General features: G+C 59.5%; 25 protein-coding genes. 15 read left to right on the top strand and 10 right to left on the bottom strand.

Features of this window, described 5'->3' with window-relative positions:
* Window positions 1-110: 110 nt before the first annotated feature.
* Complete coding sequence (locus ACOYXH_RS16875; RefSeq protein ID WP_258708621.1) at window positions 111-1,160, bottom strand: patatin-like phospholipase family protein; 1,050 nt, start codon at window positions 1,158-1,160, stop codon at window positions 111-113.
* A gap of 216 nt (window positions 1,161-1,376) precedes the next feature.
* On the opposite strand from ACOYXH_RS16875, the gene ACOYXH_RS16870 reads away from it, so the two are divergent.
* From ACOYXH_RS16870 to ACOYXH_RS16860, 3 genes are all read left to right on the top strand, one after another.
* Window positions 1,377-1,655, top strand: a complete 279-nt coding sequence (locus tag ACOYXH_RS16870) for a hypothetical protein (RefSeq protein WP_007908543.1) — start codon at window positions 1,377-1,379, stop codon at window positions 1,653-1,655.
* 78 nt (window positions 1,656-1,733) lie between these two features.
* Entirely contained in the window at window positions 1,734-2,498 is a 765-nt protein-coding gene (locus tag ACOYXH_RS16865) for a CHAD domain-containing protein (RefSeq protein WP_220556665.1), read from the top strand.
* Between the two features lie 234 nt (window positions 2,499-2,732).
* A complete protein-coding gene (locus ACOYXH_RS16860; protein WP_093435202.1) occupies window positions 2,733-3,527 on the top strand; it encodes an acyl-CoA thioesterase in 795 nt (264 codons plus the stop codon).
* A gap of 1 nt (window position 3,528) precedes the next feature.
* On the opposite strand, the gene ACOYXH_RS16855 is transcribed toward ACOYXH_RS16860, so the two are convergent.
* From ACOYXH_RS16855 to ACOYXH_RS16845, 3 genes are all read right to left on the bottom strand, one after another.
* The gene (locus ACOYXH_RS16855) at window positions 3,529-3,894 is read right to left on the bottom strand and encodes a DUF962 domain-containing protein (protein WP_095048527.1); all 366 of its coding nucleotides are present in this window, start codon (window positions 3,892-3,894) and stop codon (window positions 3,529-3,531) included.
* Window positions 3,895-4,107: 213 nt separating this feature from the next.
* Window positions 4,108-5,589: a methyl-accepting chemotaxis protein gene (locus tag ACOYXH_RS16850; RefSeq protein WP_095048526.1), complete on the bottom strand. Its 1,482-nt coding sequence runs from the start codon at window positions 5,587-5,589 to the stop codon at window positions 4,108-4,110.
* Between the two features lie 175 nt (window positions 5,590-5,764).
* Window positions 5,765-6,571, bottom strand: coding sequence for a TatD family hydrolase (locus ACOYXH_RS16845; RefSeq protein WP_095125143.1), 807 nt, complete (start codon window positions 6,569-6,571; stop codon window positions 5,765-5,767).
* Window positions 6,572-6,807: 236 nt separating this feature from the next.
* Between ACOYXH_RS16845 and ACOYXH_RS16840 the strand changes: the two genes are divergently transcribed.
* The 3 genes from ACOYXH_RS16840 to ACOYXH_RS16830 all read left to right on the top strand — a co-directional run bounded on the left by ACOYXH_RS16840 (window position 6,808) and on the right by ACOYXH_RS16830 (window position 9,333).
* Entirely contained in the window at window positions 6,808-8,229 is a 1,422-nt protein-coding gene (locus ACOYXH_RS16840; protein WP_095048524.1) for an MltF family protein, read from the top strand.
* Between the two features lie 111 nt (window positions 8,230-8,340).
* Window positions 8,341-8,775 (top strand): DoxX family protein, encoded by a 435-nt coding sequence (locus ACOYXH_RS16835; RefSeq protein ID WP_007908568.1) that lies wholly within the window; start codon window positions 8,341-8,343, stop codon window positions 8,773-8,775.
* 249 nt (window positions 8,776-9,024) lie between these two features.
* Window positions 9,025-9,333, top strand: a complete 309-nt coding sequence (locus ACOYXH_RS16830; protein WP_093435191.1) for a hypothetical protein — start codon at window positions 9,025-9,027, stop codon at window positions 9,331-9,333.
* Between the two features lie 6 nt (window positions 9,334-9,339).
* On the opposite strand, the gene greB is transcribed toward ACOYXH_RS16830, so the two are convergent.
* Genes greB through ACOYXH_RS16815 form a run of 3 tightly spaced genes read right to left on the bottom strand, consistent with a single transcriptional unit; the run spans window position 9,340 to window position 13,059 of the window.
* A complete protein-coding gene (greB, locus tag ACOYXH_RS16825) occupies window positions 9,340-9,837 on the bottom strand; it encodes a transcription elongation factor GreB (protein ID WP_003226818.1) in 498 nt (165 codons plus the stop codon).
* A gap of 34 nt (window positions 9,838-9,871) precedes the next feature.
* The gene (locus ACOYXH_RS16820; protein WP_460409824.1) at window positions 9,872-12,376 is read right to left on the bottom strand and encodes an ABC transporter permease; all 2,505 of its coding nucleotides are present in this window, start codon (window positions 12,374-12,376) and stop codon (window positions 9,872-9,874) included.
* Window positions 12,376-13,059, bottom strand: a complete 684-nt coding sequence (locus ACOYXH_RS16815) for an ABC transporter ATP-binding protein (RefSeq protein WP_220556660.1) — start codon at window positions 13,057-13,059, stop codon at window positions 12,376-12,378. Before ACOYXH_RS16815 ends, ACOYXH_RS16820 begins: the two co-directional genes overlap by 1 nt.
* Before the next feature lie 10 nt (window positions 13,060-13,069).
* Here ACOYXH_RS16815 and ACOYXH_RS16810 point away from each other — a divergent pair, with 10 nt between their 5' ends.
* From ACOYXH_RS16810 to ACOYXH_RS16800, 3 genes are all read left to right on the top strand, one after another.
* On the top strand, window positions 13,070-13,675 hold the full coding sequence (locus tag ACOYXH_RS16810) for an arylesterase (protein WP_016985507.1): 606 nt from the start codon (window positions 13,070-13,072) through the stop codon (window positions 13,673-13,675).
* A gap of 57 nt (window positions 13,676-13,732) precedes the next feature.
* Window positions 13,733-14,026 carry a hypothetical protein gene (locus tag ACOYXH_RS16805; protein ID WP_007908575.1) on the top strand — a complete coding sequence of 98 codons (294 nt, stop codon included), beginning with the start codon at window positions 13,733-13,735 and terminating at the stop codon, window positions 14,024-14,026.
* 180 nt (window positions 14,027-14,206) lie between these two features.
* On the top strand, window positions 14,207-15,178 hold the full coding sequence (locus ACOYXH_RS16800) for a L,D-transpeptidase family protein (protein ID WP_093435185.1): 972 nt from the start codon (window positions 14,207-14,209) through the stop codon (window positions 15,176-15,178).
* A 126-nt stretch (window positions 15,179-15,304) separates the two neighbouring features.
* Here ACOYXH_RS16800 and oprI read toward each other — a convergent pair whose 3' ends face one another.
* Window positions 15,305-15,556: an outer membrane lipoprotei OprI gene (oprI, locus tag ACOYXH_RS16795; RefSeq protein WP_003199355.1), complete on the bottom strand. Its 252-nt coding sequence runs from the start codon at window positions 15,554-15,556 to the stop codon at window positions 15,305-15,307.
* A gap of 638 nt (window positions 15,557-16,194) precedes the next feature.
* Between oprI and ACOYXH_RS16790 the strand changes: the two genes are divergently transcribed.
* Window positions 16,195-16,476 carry a GNAT family N-acetyltransferase gene (locus tag ACOYXH_RS16790; RefSeq protein ID WP_003226804.1) on the top strand — a complete coding sequence of 94 codons (282 nt, stop codon included), beginning with the start codon at window positions 16,195-16,197 and terminating at the stop codon, window positions 16,474-16,476.
* Between the two features lie 60 nt (window positions 16,477-16,536).
* Here the strand turns inward: ACOYXH_RS16790 and ACOYXH_RS16785 are convergent, their stop codons facing one another.
* Together ACOYXH_RS16785 and ACOYXH_RS16780 are read right to left on the bottom strand one after the other, a co-directional pair.
* Window positions 16,537-17,613, bottom strand: coding sequence for a 3-deoxy-7-phosphoheptulonate synthase (locus ACOYXH_RS16785; RefSeq protein ID WP_007908583.1), 1,077 nt, complete (start codon window positions 17,611-17,613; stop codon window positions 16,537-16,539).
* A gap of 130 nt (window positions 17,614-17,743) precedes the next feature.
* A complete protein-coding gene (locus ACOYXH_RS16780) occupies window positions 17,744-18,187 on the bottom strand; it encodes a PilZ domain-containing protein (protein ID WP_095048467.1) in 444 nt (147 codons plus the stop codon).
* On the opposite strand from ACOYXH_RS16780, the gene ACOYXH_RS16775 reads away from it, so the two are divergent.
* From ACOYXH_RS16775 to cysB, 5 genes are all read left to right on the top strand, one after another.
* Complete coding sequence (locus tag ACOYXH_RS16775; RefSeq protein ID WP_194933999.1) at window positions 18,186-18,572, top strand: thioredoxin family protein; 387 nt, start codon at window positions 18,186-18,188, stop codon at window positions 18,570-18,572. The genes ACOYXH_RS16780 and ACOYXH_RS16775 overlap by 2 nt on opposite strands.
* Window positions 18,569-19,525 (top strand): putative 2-dehydropantoate 2-reductase, encoded by a 957-nt coding sequence (locus ACOYXH_RS16770; RefSeq protein ID WP_095048465.1) that lies wholly within the window; start codon window positions 18,569-18,571, stop codon window positions 19,523-19,525. Before ACOYXH_RS16775 ends, ACOYXH_RS16770 begins: the two co-directional genes overlap by 4 nt.
* 22 nt (window positions 19,526-19,547) lie before the next feature.
* The gene (locus ACOYXH_RS16765; RefSeq protein ID WP_034155247.1) at window positions 19,548-20,453 is read left to right on the top strand and encodes a 5'-nucleotidase; all 906 of its coding nucleotides are present in this window, start codon (window positions 19,548-19,550) and stop codon (window positions 20,451-20,453) included.
* 97 nt (window positions 20,454-20,550) lie between these two features.
* Entirely contained in the window at window positions 20,551-21,054 is a 504-nt protein-coding gene (locus tag ACOYXH_RS16760) for a universal stress protein (protein WP_095048464.1), read from the top strand.
* 113 nt (window positions 21,055-21,167) lie between these two features.
* Window positions 21,168-22,142, top strand: coding sequence for an HTH-type transcriptional regulator CysB (gene cysB, locus ACOYXH_RS16755; RefSeq protein WP_003183769.1), 975 nt, complete (start codon window positions 21,168-21,170; stop codon window positions 22,140-22,142).
* Window positions 22,143-22,151 lie beyond the last annotated feature (9 nt).

The following is a 22,151-nucleotide window of genomic DNA, read 5'->3' as shown; positions in this document are numbered from 1 at the left end:
GCAAGCCAGCTCCCACAGGTTTTTCAGCTGTGATTGAAATCTGTGTATCACCTCGATCACTGTGGGAGCTGGCTTGCCAGCGATGAGGCCCTTAAAGACTGCGGAAAACTTCAGGGCTCTCTGCTCTGCTCACTGTCATACCGATCCAGCGTATCCCGGGCAATCTCGCGTCCCAACGCGATCAGCTCCGGCGCCTTGTAAAACTCGAAAAACCGGCACACCCGCTTCGGCACATTGATCAGGATATCCGGCGGATATCCGGCGATCTTGTACTGCGCCAGCGAGGTCTGCATCACCTCGAAACTCTGGTTGATCAAGTCCAGCAACGAGGCCGGTCCGACGTTATCGATGATGAATGAACCGGTCGCCGATTTCGGTGCGCCTTCACGCTCGGGCGCGGCTGCCGGTTGCTGGCTCTCCGGCTCGGCGCCGTCCAGCCAGGGATTGATGTCCGCCGCTTCGGCGCGCAGCGCTTCCTGTTCGAGCCGCAACAATTGCTCGGCCTGTGTACGGCGGAATGGCATCTTCGATCCCAGCGAACTGATCAGGCTATCGAAGCGTGAGCGAAAAGCGGCAGGGCGCTGGATCACCGGCAGTTTGTAGTGACGCTGATTGGTCGAATTGAGATTGACCGCAATGATCAGATCGCAGTGGCTCGACACCACCGGCACGATCGGCAACGGGTTGAGAATGCCACCGTCGACCAGCATGCGATTGCCTTGCATCACCGGGGTGAACAGGCTGGGAATCGCCGCCGAGGCGCGCATCGCCTGATGCAGGCAGCCTTCCTGAAACCAGATTTCTTGCTGGTTGGTGAGGTCGGCGGCGACGGCGGTGTAGGGGATGCGCAAATCTTCGATGTTGACCTCGCCGACGATCTTGCGGATCTGGCCGAAGACTTTTTCGCCGCGAATCGCACCGAGGCGAAAACTCACGTCGACCAGGCGCAGCACATCCAGATAATCGAGACTTTCGATCCAGTTCTTGTAAACGTCGAGTTTGCCGGCGGCGTAGATCCCGCCGACCACGGCACCCATCGAACAGCCGGCAATGCAGGCGATTTCGTAACCGCGTTTCTCGATCTCTTCAATGACCCCGATATGGGCATAGCCCCGGGCGCCACCGGAGCCCAGTACCAGCGCGACACGTTTTTTTTTCATCCAGCGTCCTCCCGACAAGGTTCCACAATGCACCCATCGCCGGGCAGGCTCAATCGCCGAGGTCGTTGAGTGCGCCGGTGACGTCGTTTTTTCGCTACTGCATGGCCCTTCAGCGCTATCCTTCTCAGTTGCGCGGTTTCACCCGCCGGCAAGGCACTTTTTCGCAGCCTTACCGTCTTACCTGCACGACTGTTGACCTATTTTGAGGTGTGAGTGATGAAAGCCTGGATCTGTGTGCCGTTGATGGCTCTGGCATTGGCCGGTTGCGCCGGTAAAACCGCTTACCGCGACAGCTGCGGCAGCCAGCTCGACGCGGCCTGGCATGAGCTGGATCTGGCCAAGGCTGAAGGCTTTGCCGGCACTGTCAGCTACTCCAAAGCGTTGTCGCTGCTGACCGCTGCCAAGACTCAGCAGCAATTCGAAGGGTTCGAAGGCTGCAGCAAGAAAGCCGAGAAGGCGCGTTTCTACATTCGCGAATCCCGCGCCGGCCGCTAAGCTGCTGACGTGAAGCAAGGAGGCTGCGTTCGCTGGGCAGCAGAATGATCTTCAAGCCATTTGAATCAGGAGCAAGTGATGTCTGCGTTGGTTGACCGGTTGGTGGCTCATGTCCTGAGTCTGGAAGTGCGCCTGCTAGCCTGTCAGGCACGGCTCACTGCACGGACCGACCCCGAGGCGCTGCATGATCTGCGCACCACAGTGCGGCGCTTGCGCAGTCTGTTGCGGCCACTGCGCGGTTTGCCCGGGGTCGAGCAACTGGAAGATGCCGCCTCGGCGGTCGGCCAATTGACCACGCCGTGGCGCGATCGCGAAGTGCTCGCGGCGTATCTGCTCCTGCATGATCAGCCTGAGGCCGCGCAACGGCGCATGGCGCAAATGGCCGAGGCCTATCCGGCGCTGGCGGCGAGCGCCGAGGTGGCTTCGCTGTTGATGATTCTCGACGCTTTCCCGCGATTTCTGCGCGCGTCTCAGCGTCAGGGCTTGCTCAAGGGCTTGGACAAACGCATCGAAAAACGCTTGGGCAAGCAATGGCAGAAACTCGACGAGGCGCTGCACGATCCCGCTCACGACCGTCATCGCCTGCGCCTGTTGATCAAGCGCGTGCGCTACGGCATCGACGCCTATCCCGAACTGGATCGCTTGCCCGAGGCGGCGCTGGCTCGCCTCAAGTCTGCCCAAGGCGCGCTGGGCGACTGGCACGATTGCTGGCAGTGGCTGGCGAAGGCTGAGCTTGAGGCGGATCTGCAGCCCTGTGTCGCCACTTGGCAGGCGACCATGATCAAAGCCGAAAGCAAGGCTGATCGCGTGCTGGAAAAACTCAGTTCAGCCTGCTTCAAATAACTTTAGCCCCGCGATATCCCCTGTAGGAGCTGCCGAAGGCTGCGATCTTTTGATTTTGATTTTTAACAACAAGATCAAAAGATCGCAGCCTTCGGCAGCTCCTACAGGGTTTTGTGTCTGTATTTGAAATACGCTAAGGCCTTTCTGTCAGCCCATTTGACCGGAATAGACGCTGCGGCGCTCTGCAGGTCTGGTTAAGATCCCTGCATTCCTTTCTTGTTTTCTGAGGTTGCCATGCGCTTTAGCGATCTGCTTGAGGCGGTCCGCCGCCAACCGGAACTGACGATCCCTGCCGAATGGGGCCAGGGCCGTGCCAGTTTCGGTGGTCTGGTGGCTGCGCTGCAATACGAAGCCATGCGCGCGAAAGTCCCGGCAGATCGCCCGGTGCGTTCGCTGGCGATCACCTTTGTCGGCCCGGTCGAGCCTGAAGTCCCGGTGAGTTTCGAAGTCGATGTACTGCGCGAAGGCAAGGCCGTCAGCCAGGTCATGGGCCGGGCGATGCAGAATGGTCAGGTGGTAACGATCGTTCAAGGCAGCTTCGGTGCTTCGCGGCCGTCGGAGGTGGCAGTCGAAGCCTATCCGGCGCCATCAATGAAGCACTGGGACGAATGCCAGGAGTTGCCTTACATCAAAGGCGTGACCCCAGAATTCATGCGTCATTTGGCGATGCGCTGGAGCGTCGGCGGCATGCCGTTCACCGGCACGCAATCGCGGCTGATGGGCGGCTGGGTGCGGTTACGCGGAGATGTCAAAGAAGAACCGGTCAACGAGGCGCATCTGCTGGCCCTGGTGGACGCGTGGCCGCCCGCGCTGTTGCCATATCTGAAGAGGCCGGCACCGGGTAGCACGCTGACCTGGACCATCGAATTCGTGCAGCCGCTACACGATTTGAGCACGCTGGACTGGTGTCAGTATCTCGCCGATATCGAATACGCCGCCGACGGCTACGGCCATGTCGCCGCCAAGTTGTGGAGCGCGGAAGGAGAGTTGATTGCGATGAGTCGCCAAACCGTTACGATTTTCGCCTGACTCAATGCCGACGGTGGCGTTCACGCCAGGCGCGCCACCAGCCGCCACTGAGAAAGAAGCGCGGGAAGGTCAGGAACTGCTCGACCAGTAAACGCGACATCGCATCTTTACGATCACTGAACGGCTCGGAGGCTTGCGCCTCCAGGCTGTGGCCGTGGCGCTGCAAACCCAGCGCCGCGATGATGCCGATCACGCCGATGGCCACACTGGCCAGACTCAGGCTGAATACCCCGGAGACGATCAGCAGAAACGCGACGATAAACAACGGCACGGCAATCAGGTGCAGCACCAGATTGGTCGGATGCTGATGATTGCCCGGGTACGCGCGCCATTGCCACGCGGGAAGGTTGGGATGACGTTTGCCCATGTTTTCTACTCCTCGATCCTTGTTGAACACATGGTTGAAGAATAGGCCTGGGCACGGAGGGCGGCGAATCAAGGTTGGCTATTGAAGTGATAGGCGTCATCGCAAGATTCGATGTTGCCGGGGCTGACGCTTTCGCGAGCAGGCTCGCTCCCACATTGGATCGGTGCGCACACAAATCCCCTTGTGGGAGCGAGCCTGCTCGCGAAGGGGGCATCAGAGTTTCAGTTGACCGATCGCCTTGCTCAATTCCCCGGCCAACGTCGCCAGTTCATTACTCGTGGTCGCCGAATCCACAGTCTGCTGCACCGTGTTCTCGGTCACATCGCGAATGCTCACCACCGCTCGGTTCATCTCCTCGGCGACCTGACTTTGCTGCTCCGCTGCCACGGCAATCTGCGTATTGCTTTCACGCATCTGCGCCACCGCGCCGGTGATTTCCGCCAGCGCCGCACCAGCCTCCTGCGCCTGCTGCACACAATCGTCGGCCTTGTACGAACTTTCCTGCATGAAATCCACCGCATCGCGAGTGCCGGCCTGCAAGGCCGAGACCATCGTGGTGATCTCGTCGGTCGAGGTCTGCACACGTTTGGCCAGGTTGCGCACCTCATCGGCCACCACCGCAAAGCCGCGGCCCATCTCACCGGCGCGGGCCGCCTCGATGGCGGCGTTCAGTGCCAACAGGTTGGTTTGCTCGGCAATGCTGTGAATCACGCTGACCACGCCGTTGATCTTCTGACTGTCCTCGGCCAGCCGTTGAATCATCTCGGCCGTCTGCTGCACTCCGCTGGAGAGTCCGGCAATCGACTGCTGCACCCGCGCGACCACTTGCTGACCGCTGCCGGCGAGGCCATCGGCGGTCTGCGACAGGTCGCGGGTGGCGCCGGCGTGCTGGGCGATGTGGTAAACGGTGGCGGTCATTTCGTTGATCGCGGTGGCGGCCTGATCGGTTTCGCTCTGCTGGCCGAGCATGCCGTGGCGCACTTCGTTCATGCTCGACGCTAGCCGTGCCGCGCCGACATCCAGTTGCCGCGCGGTGTTGGCGACGGTCGTCACAACGCGCTGGTAACCGGCCTGCATCGCGTTAAACGCATTGGCCATCTGCCCGACTTCGTCTTTGCCGGCCAGCGGCACACGGGCCGAGAGATCGCCGCTTTTCTCGACGTGGAGCATCACGTCTTTCAAGGTGTTGAGCTGGCTGAGCAGGAAGCGGATTAACAGTTGCGAGGCGCACAGCATGGCGAACATCAGGATGAACACCGCCACCGCATAGTTGGCGAAACGTTCGCTGAACACTTGGCTCAGGCTCGGACCATAGGCAATCACCGCAACCTGCTGGCCATCGGCGCGGCTGAACACTTCGGCGCCCATCAACGGATTTTCGCCGAACAGCGGCAGGTGATTGATCTCGTTCCAGCCGTTGCTTTCCGTGATTTCCAGCAAGGGTTGATCGTTCAGGCGCGGTGCTTCGCCGCGTTTGAAGGTCAACACCTGATCGGCTTTGGGCAATGGCTGACCGACCGGCCAGGCTTTAAGCAGTTGTGCTTGGGCTTGCGCCGAGGCCTGTGATGCGTGACTGCGCGCCTGTTGTTCGAGTTGCACGGCGTACAGCACCAGCAGCAGGGTGGTGACGAAGGCGACCGCATTGACCGCCCAGAATTTGTATTTCAGCGAGATATTGCTAAGCCAGGCACCCATGGAGGTCTTCTCTGATAGCGGAAACAGTTTTGGCAAGGTGCCATTATTGTGCCGCTATGCAGAAGGCTCGATTTGATGTGGGTCAAGAGATCAAAAGATCGCAGCCTTCGGCAGCTCCTACATTGGGATGGCGTATGCCCTGTAGGAGCTGCCGAAGGCTGCGATCTTTTGTGGCTTACGCCAATGCGGGAAGGTTGTAGAACGCGCGGGCGCACGCGGTGGTGTGCGCCGCCAGATCTTCCTCGGTTTCGCCACGATGCAACGCTACTTCACGCAGCACTTCAGTCAGATACGCCGGCTCATTGCGGCCGTTTTTCGGTTTTGGTCGCAAGGAGCGCGGCAGCAAGTAAGGCGCGTCACTTTCCAGCATCAAGCGCCCGCGTTTGATCTCTTTCACCAGCGGATGCAAATGCGTGCCACGGCGCTCGTCGCAGATCCAGCCGGTGATGCCGATATGCAGATCCAGGTCGAGATAGCTGAACAAGGCTTTTTGCTCGCCGGTGAAGCAATGCACTACAGCGGCGGGTAATTGATCGCGGAAGTCTCTGAGGATTTCCAGCAGGCGCTGGCTGGCATCACGCTCGTGCAGGAACACTGGCATTTGCAGTTCAACGGCTAGCGCCAAGTGTTCCTCAAGGACTTTTTCCTGCTGTGGGCGCGGGGAGAAATCCCGGTTGAAATCCAGCCCGCATTCGCCTACCGCGACGACATTGGATTCTTTCAGCAAATTGCGCAGGCGGCGCGCGCTGTCTGCGTTCCAGTCGCTGGCCGAATGCGGATGAATACCGGCGGTGGCGAACAGGCGCTGGCCGCTTTCATCGAGTTGCTGGCACAGCTCCAGGGCTTGCTCGCTGCCCTCGACGCTGGTGCCGGTCAGCACCAGTTGGCATACGCCCGCGGCATAGGCGCGCTCGAGTACGGCCTGATGTTTGTCGGCGAAACTGGGGTTGGTCAGGTTGACGCCGATATCGATGAGTTGCATGGTTGCTACCTCGGGCCGAAGGCCGGAAAGCATACCAGAGCTGTAGATTCATAAGAAAAGCCAAGAACTACAACGAGTTATAGCTGTCTGTTGATGCCGCGACGCAGACCGGTTTGGTAGAAGTGCCATTACTGTGCCAGTCTCTCGCACGTTGCCAGCGCTCATGGCGCTCTGTTTTCGTCGGTGATTTCGACCTTTTAAAGATGAAATCGCCCCGTATTCTTTCCGGAGAGTGGATGGTTCGTCCCTCGGTTTTGCTCCTGTTGTGTGGCTCGCTGCTACTGCCGATGACGGCGGTCGCGCGCCTGCCCGGGCCACTGCAAGCCGTGCCGGCGGCCAAGGTGCGTGACTTGTCCGAGATTCGCAGCAGCCGCGTGTTGCGCGTACTGGTCAATCAGAGCCGCAACAGCTCCGGCGAAGTCCAGGGCCAGGCCATCGGCGTCGAATACCATCGCCTGCGCGCCTTCGAGCAATACCTCAATGGCCACGCCCGCGATGGTCAGGAAGTCACCCTCAAGATCATTCCCAAAGCCAAGGATCAACTGCTCGGCGCCTTGCAACGTGGCGAAGGTGATCTGGTCGCGCCGGGTGAATTGCTCGATCTGCAACCGGGCTATGCCGTAGCCAGCAGCGAACCGATTGCCAGCAATGTGCCGCTGGTGTTGGTCGGGATCAAGGGCGAGCGGCGCTACACCAAGGTCGAGCAGCTTTCCGGCAAAACCCTGGCGTTGCCCACCGGCAGTGCGGCGGGGGAGGCGGTCAGTCAGCTCAATCAGAAACTGGCGTTGCACAAACTGGCGCCGATCAAGATCGAATGGGTCGATCCGACCCTGGCGGTCGAAGACGTGCTGGAGATGGTTCAGGGTGGCATTTTCCACCTGACCATCGTCGAGCAACCTATCGCCGAGCGCTGGGGCAAGATCTTGCCGAAGCTGCGTTTTGACCGGCAACTGATAATCAGCGAGCCGGGCGAGGAGTACTGGTTCGTACGCCGCGATGCCTCGATGTTGCGCGCGAGCATCGATCGCTTTCTCGGCGGTTACAAGAAGCCATCCAATGAAGATGCGGCGTTTTTGCGCATCTATCGTCGTCTCTATCAAGTCCACTATCCCTTGGCCAAGGCTGATCGCCAGCGTCTGGAAAAACTGCGCCCGACCCTGCAAAAGCATGCCGACGCGCAGAACATGGACTGGCTGAATCTGGCCGCACTGGCGTTTAAGGAGTCACGCCTGCAACCCAATGCCCGCAGCGGCAGTGGTCCGACCGGGCTGATGCAGATCACGCCTTCTGCCGCTCAGCGAGTCGGCGTGAACAACATTCAGAATCTCGATGCGAATGTGCAGGCCGGGGCCAAGTACCTGGCGATGATCCGCCGCAAGTTTTTCAACAGTCCCAAGCTTAATGAGCGTGAACGCATGGCTTTCACGTTGGCGGCCTACAACATCGGCCCCGAGCGCGTGCAGGGCATGCGCGCAGAGGCCCGGCGGCGCGGGTTGAATCCCAACCAGTGGTTCTTCCAGGTCGAGCGCATCGCCATGGAGCAGGTAGGAATGGGGCCGGTCAGCTATGTTAATAGCGTGAACAAGTATTACTTGGCGTTCGACCGGGAGCGGGAGTCGTTGGAGCCCGGGGCACAAAAAGTCGTCTCACGTAAATGATCTAATAAACTGATTGTTATGGCGAAATATTTGCGCTTTTAACATGAAATTTATTGATTAATATAGCGGCCAACCAACACACACAACTTCTCGCAAAAACAAGGAATGCCCATGAGCTCTCTGATCAACAAAGTACTGTTCACTCGCGCTGGCTACGGTCTGACCATCCTGCGCATCGCTGTCGGCGTGATCTTCGCGGCTCACGGTTCGCAAAAACTTTTCGGTCTGTTCGGTGGTTATGGTCTGGCAGGCACGGCGCAGTACATGGACAGCATCGGTCTGCACCCGGGCTACCTGATGGCCACATTGGCGGGCGGTACTGAGTTCTTCGCTGGCCTGGCGTTGATCATTGGCCTGCTGGTGCGTCCGGCAGCATTGGGCCTGACCTTCCTGTCGCTGGTGGCGATCTTCACCGTACATATCAGCAACGGTCTGTTTATGGCCAACAACGGTTACGAGTTCGCCCTGGCTCTGCTCGGTGGCAGCCTCGCCGTCCTGATCGAAGGCGCCGGCAAGCTCTCGGTGGATCGCGCCATCGCCGGTTAAGCGCTCTGGCTCAAGGAACAGGCCCGCATTGTGCGGGCCTTTTTTTGTTGCGGCTGATTCTTGACACTGATCGGTCACGTTCTCTAGGATGTTGCCCATGCGCCGATTTAAACAGCTACTTGCGGGGCGCCAGGTGACTTAAACAGTTGCCGTCAGAAGCCGGAACAGGGCTTCGAAATACCGCTAAAGCGCTGGTTCGGTGTTGCCTCTCACCTGCCATGCAGACTTTTGAGGCAGAGACACGACACGATGAATGCACTACGCCCTCCAGCACGTCCCGCACCGATCACGGCGCATATCACCCAGCGCAACCCGAAAATCCTTCTTGGCGGCAAACATCAGCCAACGCTGCTGCGTTATCTCGATGGCTGGCCACGGCGCAGTGGCGGTCCTGCCGCGTTCCTGATCCAGTTCGTTGAAGACGGCGAGTCGCTGTCACGTTTTGCCAGTGACAGTTTTGATCTCGCGGTGATTCAGACACCGAGCGCTGAAGATGCGCCGGAGATGATCAAGCAACTGGTCCGCGTTGCGCGGCAGGGCCTGATCACCCGCCGCTGATTCGCTTTACGGATAGTCGATGGCGACGATGTAAACGAACTGCTCGCCGGTCGGCGTCTGCACCCGGACTTCTGCATCCAGCGCCTTGCCGATCAAGGCGCGGGCCAGTGGCGAGTCGATGCTGATCAGGCCCAGTTTCAGATCCAGTTCATCGGGGCCGACGATGCGGTAGCGCGATTGCTTGCCGTCTTCGTCTTCGATGGTCACCCAGGCGCCGAAGTAGACTTTGTTCGGATCGCTGGGTTTTTCACTGACGACTTTCAACGCTTCCAGACGTTTGGTCAGAAAGCGCACGCGACTGTCGATCTCGCGCAGCATCTTCTTGCCATAGGTGTACTCGGCGTTCTCCGAGCGATCGCCTTGAGCCGCGGCCTCGCTGACCGATTGCGTCACTTGCGGGCGGCGCACATGCCACAACTCATGGAATTCGGCGCGCATCCGCGCTTCACCTTCAGGGGTGATCAGCGCGGTGCCGGCGGTGCGGGGAGGGCGATAACGGCTCATGGCAACTTCTTGTGATTAAGACCGCTTGAGTCTATCAACCCTCACGTAACACTGTCAGTGGACTTGCATTGAGTGCCCGGCGCGTACCGAACACGCCGGCGCCACCAATCAACGCCGCGCCAATCAATGGCAGCACCAGCAACCACGGATGCGGGTGCCACGGCAGATCGAACGCGTAGCGATACAACACCAGACTCACCACTTCCGAGCCGATCGCGGCGAGTAATCCGCTGACTGCACCAAGCAGGCCGAATTCGATGCGCCGCGCCTTGATCAGCAACTGCCGTTCCGCGCCCAATGCACGCAACAGCGCACCTTGGCGGATACGTTCATCCAGCGTTGCCTGCAAACCGGAAAACAGCACGGCCATACCCGCTGCCAACACAAACAACAGCACATATTCGACCGCCAAAGTGACTTGGGCGAGGATGCTGCGCAGCTGTTCGAGCAGCGCTTCTACCTGAAGAATGGTCACCGCCGGGAAGGTACGCGACAGTTCGACGATCTGCTGGTCATGGCCCGGCGCCAGATAGAAGCTGGTCAGGTAAGTCGCCGGCAGATCCTTCAATGTGCCGGGCTGGAAGATCATGAAGAAGTTCGGCTGGAAGTTGTCCCAGTTGATTTCGCGCAGGCTGGTGACCTTCGCCTCGCGATTGACGCCGCCGACACTGAACACCATGTGATCGCCGAGTTTGAGCTTGAGGCTTTCGGCGACTTTGCCTTCCACCGATACGCCGGGAACATCGTCGGTCGGCTGATCCTTCCACCATTCACCCGAAGTGAGCTTGTTGCCCGCCGGTAAGTCAGCGGCCCAGGTCAGACTCAAATCTCTTTGAATGGCGCGGTCGCCCGCCGAATCCTTGCTGACGATTTGCTGCACGGCGTCGCCGTTGATGCTGATCAGCCGTCCCGGCACCACCGGATACAGTGGCGCGGCTTGCGCGGACACTTTGATCAGATGATCGGTGAACGCCTGTTTGTCTGCTGGCAGGATGTTCAGAGCAAAGTAGTTCGGCGCATTTTTCGGCAACTGGTTTTGCCAGGTGTCGAGCAATTCGCCGCGCAGCAGGGCAATCAAAGCCATCGACAGCAGAATCAGACCGAATGCCAGCGACTGACCAGCCGCTGCCAAGGGATGGCGCAGCAACTGGCCCAGACCCAACCGCCACGGCAGCGAAGCACGGGCGAGCATCCGCCGCAGGCTTTGCAGCAGCAACAACAGCAGACCGCCCAACACCAACGCGGCAACCACGCCACTGCCGAGCAGAGCGAATGTCAGCAGCAGATCGAGGCTCAGGCGCCACATGATCAGGCCGAGCGCACCCAGGGCGGCGCCGTAAACCATCCAGGTGCTCGACGGAATCGGCAGCATGTCGCGGCGCAATACACGTAACGGTGGCACACGACCCAGTGCGGCCAGCGGCGGTAAAGCGAAACCGGCCAAGGCCACCAGCCCGGTGCCGATCCCGGCGATGGCTGGAAACAGACCGCCCGGTGGCACGTCGCTTGGCAACAAATCATGCAGCAGCGCGAACAGGCCCAGTTGGGCCAACCAGCCGAGCAACGCTCCACTGAGCGCGGCGAACAAGCCGAGCACGGTCAACTGCAAACTGAACAGCACCATGGTTTCCCGGCGCGAAAGACCGAGGCAGCGCAGCAAGGCGCTGGCATCGAAGCGGCGACTGGCAAAACGGTTAGCCGACAACGCCACTGCGACCCCGGCCAACAGTACGGCGACCAGACTGGCCATGTTCAGATAACGCTCAGCCTTACCGAGTGCACCGCCAATCTGCCGGTTGCCATCGCGGGCGTCCTGAATCCGCTGGTTCGCGGCGAGCCCGGGTTTGATCAGTTGCCGATAAGTCTCCAGCGCCTGCGGTTCACCGCGCCACAGTTCGCGGTAACTCACGCGGCTGCCGGGCTGTACCACGCCGGTGGCCGCGAGGTCGTCGAGGTTGATCATGACCCGCGGCGTAAGGCTATAGAAGTTGCCGGCGCGATCCGGTTCGTAGGTCAGCACGCGGGTCATTTTCAATGTCTTCATGCCGACATCGATGCTGTCGCCGATTTTCAGATCCAGCGCGGTCAGCAGGCGTGCCTCGACCCAGGCTTCGCCGGGTTGCGGTTCACCGCCGGTTTCTTCAGTGGCGAAAGGCGCTGGCGCGCTCTTCAGTTCGCCGCGCAACGGATAGGCGCGGTCGACGGCTTTGATGCTCGACAGCTGAATGCCGTTGTCAGTGGCGATGACGCTGGAGAATTCCACCACTTGCGCATGCTTCAGGCGCAGTTCGGTGCCGCTGCGAATCTGTTCTTCACGGGCTGGAGAGCTGCCTTCCAGCACCAGATCGGCACCGAGAAATTCGGTCGCGCGCAGCATCATGGCGCCGTTGAGGCGGGCGCCGAAATAACCGATGGCGGTACTCGCCGCCACCGCCACCACCAGCGCGAAGAACAACACGCGCAATTCCCCGGCGCGGGCATCGCGCATGAGTTGGCGTATGGCGAGACTGAACAGACGCAACAGCGGCAAACGTGCCATCAAGGCTCCAGAGGGGCGACCAACAGCCCGGCTTCAAGACGGATCAGGCGCCGGCAGCGATGGGCCAGGCGTTCGTCGTGTGTCACCAGCACCAGGGTGGTGCCGCGTTCCTTGTTCAATTCGAAGAGCAAATCGCTGATGCGCTCACCGGTGTGGCTATCGAGGTTGCCGGTCGGTTCGTCGGCAAACAGCACGTCAGGTTCGGCTGCGAAGGCGCGGGCAATGGCCACACGTTGCTGCTCGCCACCGGAGAGCTGGCGCGGCGAGTGCGTCAGGCGCTGGCCGAGGCCGACGCGCTGGAGCAATTCGGTGGCGCGGTCACGCGCATCTTTGCGGCCGTCGAGTTCCAGCGGCAGCATGACGTTTTCCAGTGCGTTGAGGCTGTCGAGCAACTGAAAGGACTGGAAGACGAAGCCGACATGCTCGGCACGAATGCGTGCACGCTGGTCTTCATCAAGATTGCTCAGGCCCTGGCCGGCGAGGATGACTTCGCCGCTGCTCGGCAAGTCGAGGCCGGCGAGCAGGCCCAGGAGGGTGGATTTGCCCGAACCGGACGCGCCGACGATGGCGAGGCTGTCGCCCTTGTTCAGTTCCAGGCTGAGTTCGTGCAGGATAGTCAGTTCACCTTCCGCGCTGGGAACCACTTTGCTGAGGTTCTTCGCGGTGAGAATGCTTGCGCCCATGGAGAATCCGATGCGTGTGTGGTTTTTGAGTGCTGGCCTGGCCTTGATGTGCATGGCCCAGAACGCAGCGGCGGGTACTGTCCTGATCGTTGGCGATAGTATCAGCGCCGGTTTCGGACTGGATACCCGCTTGGGGTGGGTGTCGTTGCTCGAACAACGGCTCAAACAGGAGGGTTTCGACGACAAAGTGGTCAATGCCTCCATCAGCGGCGACACCAGCGCCGGAGGCCAGGCACGGCTGCCGGCGCTGCTTGCAGAGCATAAGCCTGAGCTGGTGATCCTCGAACTCGGCGGCAACGATGGCTTGCGTGGAATGCCGCCAACTCAATTGCAACAAAATCTTGCCTCGATGATCGACAGCTCTCGTCAGAGCGGGGCCAAGGTGCTGCTGCTCGGCATGCAACTGCCGCCCAATTACGGCAAGCGTTACACCGATGCCTTCGCCGAGGTCTACGGCAAACTCGCCGACGATAAAAAGATCCCCCTGGTGCCGTTTTTTCTCGACGGTGTGGGCGGTCATCCGGACCTGATGCAGGCCGATGGTCTGCACCCGGCAGCCGGGGCTCAGGGCAAGTTGCTGGAAAATGTCTGGCCGACGCTAAAACCGCTGTTATGAGGCTTTTCTAAGGACAGGCTTTCGGCTAATGTGGCGCCCCCTTATCTGGAGCCCCCGATGTCGCGTTCTGCCTGGTCCCTGTTTGCCTACCAACTGATCGAGCCTGACGAACAGCTGGATCTGTTCGCCTGCCAGGAAGTGCGGGTGCATCTGGTGACCCGTCAACTCGAACTCGGTGGCTCGGCTGATCGCACCCTGTGCGGCAGCTTGCTGCCGGCACAACCGCGCTGGTCGAGCGTTGATCGCCGGGTGTTTCAGGATCAGCGCCTGTGTTCGCTGTGCCGGGCGATTCTGGAATCGCAGAAGCGCGGCACCTCGCCGATCTGGCCAGAGCTGCGTTTCGAGCTTTAAGAGCAAAAGATCGCAGCCTGCGGCAGCTCCTACATGGGTTCGCGTAATCCTGTAGGAGCTGCCGAAGGCTGCGATCTTTTCGCATTCAGCACGCTCCATCGGCGTGGCTCCCCGAATATTCAAAGTGCGGTGTACAATCGCGCTCTTATACCCTTGTTGATCATGCGAAGGATTTTCCGGATGTTGCCGCGCTTTCCTGCCGTCACCCGCTGCCTGTCACTTGCCGCCCTGTGTGTGGCCGGTCCCGTTGCTGCATTGGAGTTTCCCCTGCCACCACCCGGTGAAGACATCATCGGTCAGGTGCAGGTGATCAAAGCCAAGTACGAAGACACCTTCGCCGATTTGGGCACGAAGTACGATCTGGGCTACTCGGAGATGGTCGCGGCCAACCCGGGCGTCGATGCCTGGTTGCCGGGTGCCGGCACTGAAATCGTCTTGCCGACCCGCTTCATTCTGCCGCCGGGCCCGCGCGAAGGCATCGTTATCAACCTTGCCGAATACCGCCTCTACTACTTCCCGAAAGGCCGCAACGTGGTGTACACGTTCCCGCTGGGTATCGGTCGCGAGGGGTGGGGTTCGCCAATCGCACACACCTCGATCATCGCCAAAACGCCAAACCCGACCTGGACGCCTCCAGCATCGATCAAGGCTGAACACGCCGCAGACGGTGATCCGCTGCCAAACGTAGTGCCGGCCGGCCCAGACAATCCGTTAGGCCCGTTCAAGTTCACCCTGGGTACGCCGGGTTACCTGATCCACGGTTCGAACAAGAAATTCGGTATCGGCATGCGTACCAGCCACGGCTGCTTCCGCATGTTCAACAATAACGTGCTGGAAATGGCCGGCATGGTGCCGGTAGGCACGTCGGTGCGTATCCTCAACGATGCCTACAAGTTCGGCAGCAGTGGCGGCAAGGTTTATCTGGAAGCGCACACGCCGATCGACGACAAGGGCAACCCGTCTGTGGTCGACAAGCACACCGCAGTGATCAACGCGATGCTCAAGCGTGAAGACGTCACCAGCAACCTGCGCGTGAACTGGGATGTGGTGCGTGATGTGGTCGCGGCCGAAGATGGCCTGCCAACGGAAATCGGCACGCCGAGTGCCTCGGCCCCGATGGTTTCGAGTACACCGATCGACTTGCAGCAGTAAGTCGAGGTTAAAGGCCCGCCGATGCGTACAGCGCCGGCGGGTTTTTTAATGCCCGGGCAAAAGCATCGGGCACAAAAAAGCCGACCCGAAAAATCGGGTCGGCTCGATAACAACCCCGAAGGATTATTACTTGCGGCTAGCTTTGTCCAGCATGCGCAGAGCACGCTCGTTAGCTTCGTCAGCAGTCTGTTGTGCTTTTTGAGCAGCAGCCAGAGCTTCATCAGCTTTACGGTAAGCTTCGTCTGCACGAGCCTGGGAGCGAGCAGCTGCGTCTTCAGTAGCGGTCAGACGTGCTTCGGTTTCTTTCGATGCGCTGCTGCAACCGGTAGCCAGAACTGCGGCCAGAGCCAGAGCAGAGAATTTCAGAACGTTGTTCATCGTGTTCCCCTTCAAGGACTTTCAATTAAGTGGCTGTCTCCTCACGATTGAGGAAATAGCCGGCGTACATACTACCCATTACTTGTAGTAAGTAAACTGACGTAAGGCAAGAAGCAAAAAAAATTGTAGGCGTTGATTCTTTTTCGAGCAACTTTTAACTGCGCTGTTTAAAAAATATACAGCTACAAGCCCCGAGCTGAGCGAGTTAATGCGAAAAAGTTCCCGTTGCCACGTGCTGTTTTTGCAGTCTTGGCTAAAGTCTTTCTAGATGAATACGTCGACACTTTTGTTCCGAATTTGCGTGCTGCTTCGCTTATCTTTGTCCATGTTGAGGTGACTTTAAAAAAGGCTGCACGTCTTAAGTCTCAACATCCGGCAATGTTCAGGTGACCGGTTTGGCAAGATCTTCTTCCAGGCCCACCCTGCGTCCATCGGAGCAACCCCCGTCAACCCGCTTGATGACGAGCGTACCTTGAGCATTTTTGCCAATGGTGCCTACTATTTATCAGGTGCCAGGTTGCGCGAGATCGGTGTGGCTCTTCTCGGTGTCCATCAGGCACGGGGTGGCGTAGATGTTCCTTCGCCGGAAAAACATCGGTAAGGTAGGGGTCAGAATTCAAGACCCGCGAGGAGTAGTGATGAGCGAGGCGTTGTCCATCCACCATGACCAGGCTGGTCATCAGTTCGAGACCAATGTGGACGGTCATCGTGCCTACCTGACCTATATGGATCTGGGGAAACAGACCCTGGATATCTATCGCACCTTCGTGCCCAATGCCCTGCGTGGCCGTGGCATTGCCGCAGCGCTGACCGAAAGCGCGCTGCAGTACGCCGAAGAAATGGGCTATACGGTGATCCCGTCGTGCTCCTACGTCGAGCGCTACATGGAGCGTCATCAGCGCCGCGCCGCCAAGATCTGAATCGCATACACAAAAACGCCGGGCATTGCCCGGCGTTTTTTTATGCCTGTAAAACGTGTATCAACTGCGCTGGCGTTTTGGCAGAACATCCTTGAGCTTTGCGTGCATGCTGCGCAGGGTGTTCTCGGTAGCGGACCAGTCGATGCAGGCATCGGTGATCGACACGCCGTATTGCAGGTCGGCGAGGTCTTTCGGAATCGCCTGGCAGCCCCAGTTCAGGTGACTTTCGACCATCAGGCCGATGATCGACTGGTTGCCTTCGAGGATCTGGTTGGCGACGTTCTCCATCACCAGCGGTTGCAGGGCCGGATCCTTGTTGGAGTTGGCGTGGCTGCAGTCGACCATGATGTTCGGCTTGATCTTCGCTTTGTTCAGCGCCTGCTCGCACAGGGCAACGCTGACCGAATCATAGTTCGGCTTGCCATTACCCCCGCGCAGCACCACGTGACCGTAGGCATTGCCTTTGGTGGTGACGATCGACACGCCACCTTCCTGGTTGATGCCGAGGAAGCGATGCGGGCTGGAGACCGACTGCAAGGCGTTGATCGCCACAGTCAGACCGCCGTCGGTGCCGTTCTTGAAGCCGACGGCCGAGGACAGGCCGGAAGCCATCTCACGGTGAGTCTGCGATTCAGTGGTACGTGCGCCGATGGCCGACCAACTGATCAGATCCTGCAGGTACTGCGGGGAAATCGGGTCAAGGGCTTCGGTCGCGGTCGGCAGGCCTTTTTCGGCCAGATCCAGCAGCAACTGACGACCGATGTGCAGACCGTCCTGAATCTTGAACGAGTCGTCCAGGTATGGATCGTTGATCAGGCCTTTCCAGCCCACGGTGGTGCGTGGCTTCTCGAAATACACGCGCATGACCAGATACAGGGTGTCGGAAACTTCCGCAGCCAGCACCTTGAGGCGATCGGCGTATTCGTGGGCAGCCTTGATATCGTGGATCGAGCACGGGCCGATCACTACGAACAGACGGTGGTCGGTGCCATCAAGAATGTTGCGAATGACTTCGCGGCCCTTGGTGACAGTGCGCAGGGCAGCATCGCTCAGAGGGATATCACGCTTGAGCTGATCGGGAGTGATCAGGGTCTCGTTAGAGGCGACGTTTAGGTCGTTGATCGGTAAATCAGCCATCGTTTACTCGTCAGGTCACGGGTGCCGGCCGCCAGCGATCCCCGCGCGGCGGAGCACAGCAGATTTAAGCGCGTCGGGGAGCGGAACCTTAGCGCGTAAAGCGCCTGCTCGACAATGGGCAAAAGGTGCTTTAGTCCAGCGCTGGCTGCGCAAAAGCCTTGCGCACGCTGTCGTGGGAGAACTCGTCGGCGTGTTGCTCGACCCATTGCAGGGCCACCGCCTGAATTTCTTGCAGGTCATCGTGGGTGTCGTGCATGCGGCAGTAGCGCTCGATCTGACACACTTGCTCACCCATTCGCGCACTGAACAGCGTCTGCTCATCGGTAAACGCGATGCCCACCAGATAGCCTTTTTTGCGCCGCAGGCACCACGCCACGTAGCCCGGATAACAAATGTCGGCATTCACTGACGGCATGCGCACTTGCAGCGCCGTGCCATGGCGCCAGGCACGGTGGTAATTGCAAGCGATGCCGCCGAGGCTGATAGTGTGTAGCTGTTGCCTGGAAATACACTCAGGCTTGAGCAAGGTTAATTCAACCGGCACCTCGTCCGGATGAGGAATGAAACGTCCCATGAGCACAGACTCCCTGTGTCAGCCATTTGACATTGTTTCCCCCAGTATAGTGGTCGAATCCGAACTGACCGATTTCGACGCCGACCAACGGCTGTTGGCGATGAGCGGCGTTTCGCTGGTGATTTTCACCAGCGTCGGCTGCGCCAGTTGCCGTTATGCCCGCGAAGTGTTGCCGGCTATGGCGCTGGGGATTGATCGTCTGTGCTGGATCGATGCCGGCGACAACGGCGGGTTGGTCGAGCGCTATCAGGTCTTTCATTTACCGGCGTTGTTCGTGGTGCGCGACGGCGAGTTCTTTGGGGCATTGCACACGCGCCTGACGGCCGATGCGTTGAACGCGGCGCTGGCGCAGGCACTGGGGCGAATTGCAGAGGAGTTGCCATGATGGGGGCAGTGAATAAACCGGTCGTAGGGATCATCGGCACCGGCGCAATTGGTGGTTTTTACGGTGTGATGCTGGCGCGCGCCGGTTTCGACGTGCACTTTCTGTTGCGCAGCGAGTTTTCGGCGGTGGCTGAGCGCGGTTTGCAAATCAACAGCGCGGTGCATGGCCCGCTGACGTTGCATCCGGCGCAGGCCTATTCGTCCGCCGAAGACATGCCCAAGTGCGACTGGTTGCTGGTGGGGGCGAAAACCACCAGCAACGCAGGTCTCGCGCCTTCAATCATTCAAGCGGCCAAACCGGACGCGAAAGTACTGGTGCTGCAAAACGGTCTCGACGTCGAAGACAGCTTGCGTGAGGTGCTTCCCGATTCCTTGCATCTGCTGGGCGGCTTGTGCCTGATTTGCGTACACCGCGAAGGTCCGGGTCTGGTGACCCATCAGGCACTCGGCGCGGTCAACGTTGGCTATCACAGCGGCCCGGCCATGGATGATGGCGCGCGCATGGCGATTGTCGAGGAGGGCAGCGGGTTGTTTCGCGCTGCCGGCATCGATTCCCAGGCAATGCCCAATCTGCAACAGGCGCGCTGGCAGAAACTGGTGTGGAATATTCCCTACAACGGACTCTCGGTGTTGCTCGGTGCAAGCACCACGCCGTTGATGGCCGATGTCGACAGCCGCGCGTTGATCCAGGCGTTGATGGCCGAAGTGGTGCAGGGCGCCAAGGCCTGCGGCCACGACGTGCCGCCGGGATACGCCGAGTATCTGTTCATGATGACCGAGAAAATGCCCGACTACTGGCCGAGCATGTACCACGACTTTTTGCATAAACGACCGCTGGAGCTGGAAGCGATCTACGCTCGGCCATTGGCGGCAGCGAAAGCAGCGGGTTGTGAGTTGCCGCGCATCGAAGCGTTGTATCGCAATTTGAGTTTTATCGACCGGCGCAACATTTAAGCCGGTCGCTCTGGGGGAAAGCATGGCCAAAAACATCGATGACAAACTGGTGCTGGCGATTTCGTCGCGCGCCTTGTTCGACCTGAGCGAGAGCCACAAGGTCTATCTGTCGAGCGGCGTTGAAGCCTATCGGCAATATCAGATCGAGCACGAAGACGAAATTCTTGCGCCCGGCGATGCCTTCCCGCTGGTGGAAAAACTGTTGGCACTCAACAGTCGCCTCGGCCGCGCGCGGGTCGAGGTGATTCTGGTCTCGCGCAACAGCGCCGACACCGGCCTGCGCGTGTTCAACTCGATTCACCATTACGGTCTGGCGATTTCCCGTGCGGCGTTTGTCGGTGGGCGCAGTCCGTATCCGTATCTCAAAGCCTTTGGTTGTGACCTGTTTTTGTCGACCCATGCCGAAGATGTGCGCGCGGCGCTGGATGCCGGTTTCGCCGCTGCGACGATTCTTTCCGGCGGAGCGAGCCGTGCGGCCAGCGACGAATTGCGCATCGCCTTCGACGGCGACGCAGTGATTTTTTCCGACGAGTCGGAACGCGTCTATCAGTCCGGCGGGCTCGAAGCGTTTCAGGCCAAGGAGCGTGAGTCGGCTCGCGAGCCGTTGCGCGGTGGGCCGTTCAAGGGCTTTCTGGCGGCGCTCAATCTGTTGCAGCGCGAGTTTCCCGATGACGATTGCCCGATCCGCACGGCGCTGGTCACTGCACGTTCGGCGCCGGCCCATGAGCGGGTGATCCGCACCTTGCGCGAGTGGGACATTCGTCTCGACGAGTCACTGTTTCTCGGTGGCCTGACCAAGTCGGCGTTTCTCGAAGCGTTTGCTGCCGACGTGTTTTTCGACGATCAGGCCGGCCACTGCGAGCTCGCCCGCGAAGTGGTCGCCACCGGTCACGTGCCTCACGGCATCAGCAATGAGCCGTCCATCTAAAGCCCTGTGCTTCAAGACGTTGCGTCGCCCGTCGTAGTCGCCAAGGCACTGCTAAGCTGAATCAAATCTCCGCCATGTTGGCACGCGAGGAGGTCATATGATTCGTTCGATGCTGTATGCCACTGACCTCGGTCTGTACGCACCGTTAGTCATGCAGCATGCCCTGGCATTGGCGCGAACGTTCAATGCCGATCTGTACGTGGTGCACGCGGTGGAGCCGATGGGGTTGTTTGCCGAATCGGTATTGCAGAGTTATCTCGACGAGCAGGCATTGAACGAATTTCACAGCCAGGGTCTGAAAACTGTCATTGCCAATATCGAGCAGCGGGTGCTGGACAGTTTTCGCGAAGAATTGGGAGATGAAGGCGAGCTGGATCTGCAGCGCATTCGCGCCGTGCGCGTGCTGCAGGGCGATCCGTCGCAGGTGATTCTCGACCAGGTGCAGAAACTCTCCGTCGATCTGCTGATCGTAGGCAGTCATAGCCATGGGGTGGGCGCGGAAACGCCGTTGGGGCGCACGGCGGCGCGGGTCCTGCAATTGGCCAAGGTGCCGGTTTATCTGGTGCCGTTAGTGGAGCGGCGGCGGCGGGAGGATCGCTAAGGCAGGAATAATGGCGCTTTGATAAAAAAGTTCTAGATTTATTATTCAAACCATTAATATAGTTATATACCGTCGCTGATGCCCGTGGCGTCTACCTGCTTTGAGGGATTCATATGAAGCTTCAACAATTGCGCTACATCTGGGAAGTGGCGCACCACGACCTCAACGTTTCCGCTACAGCCCAAAGCCTTTACACCTCGCAACCGGGCATCAGTAAACAAATCCGCCTGCTGGAAGACGAACTCGGCGTCGAAGTGTTTGCCCGCAGCGGCAAACACCTGACCCGCGTGACCCCGGCCGGCGAGCGCATCATCACCACCGCCGGTGAGATTCTGCGCAAGGTCGAAAGCATCAAGCAGATCGCCCAGGAATTCTCCAACGAGAAGAAAGGCACCCTGTCGATCGCCACCACCCACACCCAAGCACGTTATGCACTGCCGCCGGTGATCAGCAATTTCATCAAGCAATACCCGGACGTGGCGCTGCACATGCACCAGGGTTCGCCGATGCAGATCGCCGAAATGGCCGCTGATGGCACTGTGGATTTTGCCATCGCCACTGAAGCGCTGGAGCTGTTCGGCGATCTGGTGATGATGCCGTGCTACCGCTGGAATCGTTGCGTGGTCGTACCGCAGGGCCATCCGCTGACCAAGTTGCCAAAGCTGACCCTGGAAGCGCTGGCCGAATACCCGATCGTGACTTACGTGTTCGGTTTTACCGGTCGTTCGAAACTCGACGAAGCTTTCAGCCATCGTGGTCTGACACCGAAAGTGGTGTTCACCGCAGCCGACGCCGACGTGATCAAGACTTACGTGCGTCTGGGGCTGGGCGTGGGCATCGTCGCTAAAATGGCAGTCGACACCAAACTCGACAACGATCTGGTGGTGCTGGACGCCAGCGAACTGTTCGAATCGAGCGTGACCAAGATCGGTTTCCGTCGCGGCACTTTCCTGCGCGGCTTCATGTGCGACTTCATCGAGAAGTTCGCGCCGCACCTGACTCGCGAAGTCATGGCCAAAGCCATTCAGTGCCACAACAAGCAGGAACTGGAAGAACTGTTCGACGGCGTCGAACTGCCGGTTCACTGATTCGTTGAA

The organism is Pseudomonas sp. Mb7, assembly GCF_054790525.1.
This window is presented reverse-complemented; position numbering and strand designations above follow the sequence as displayed.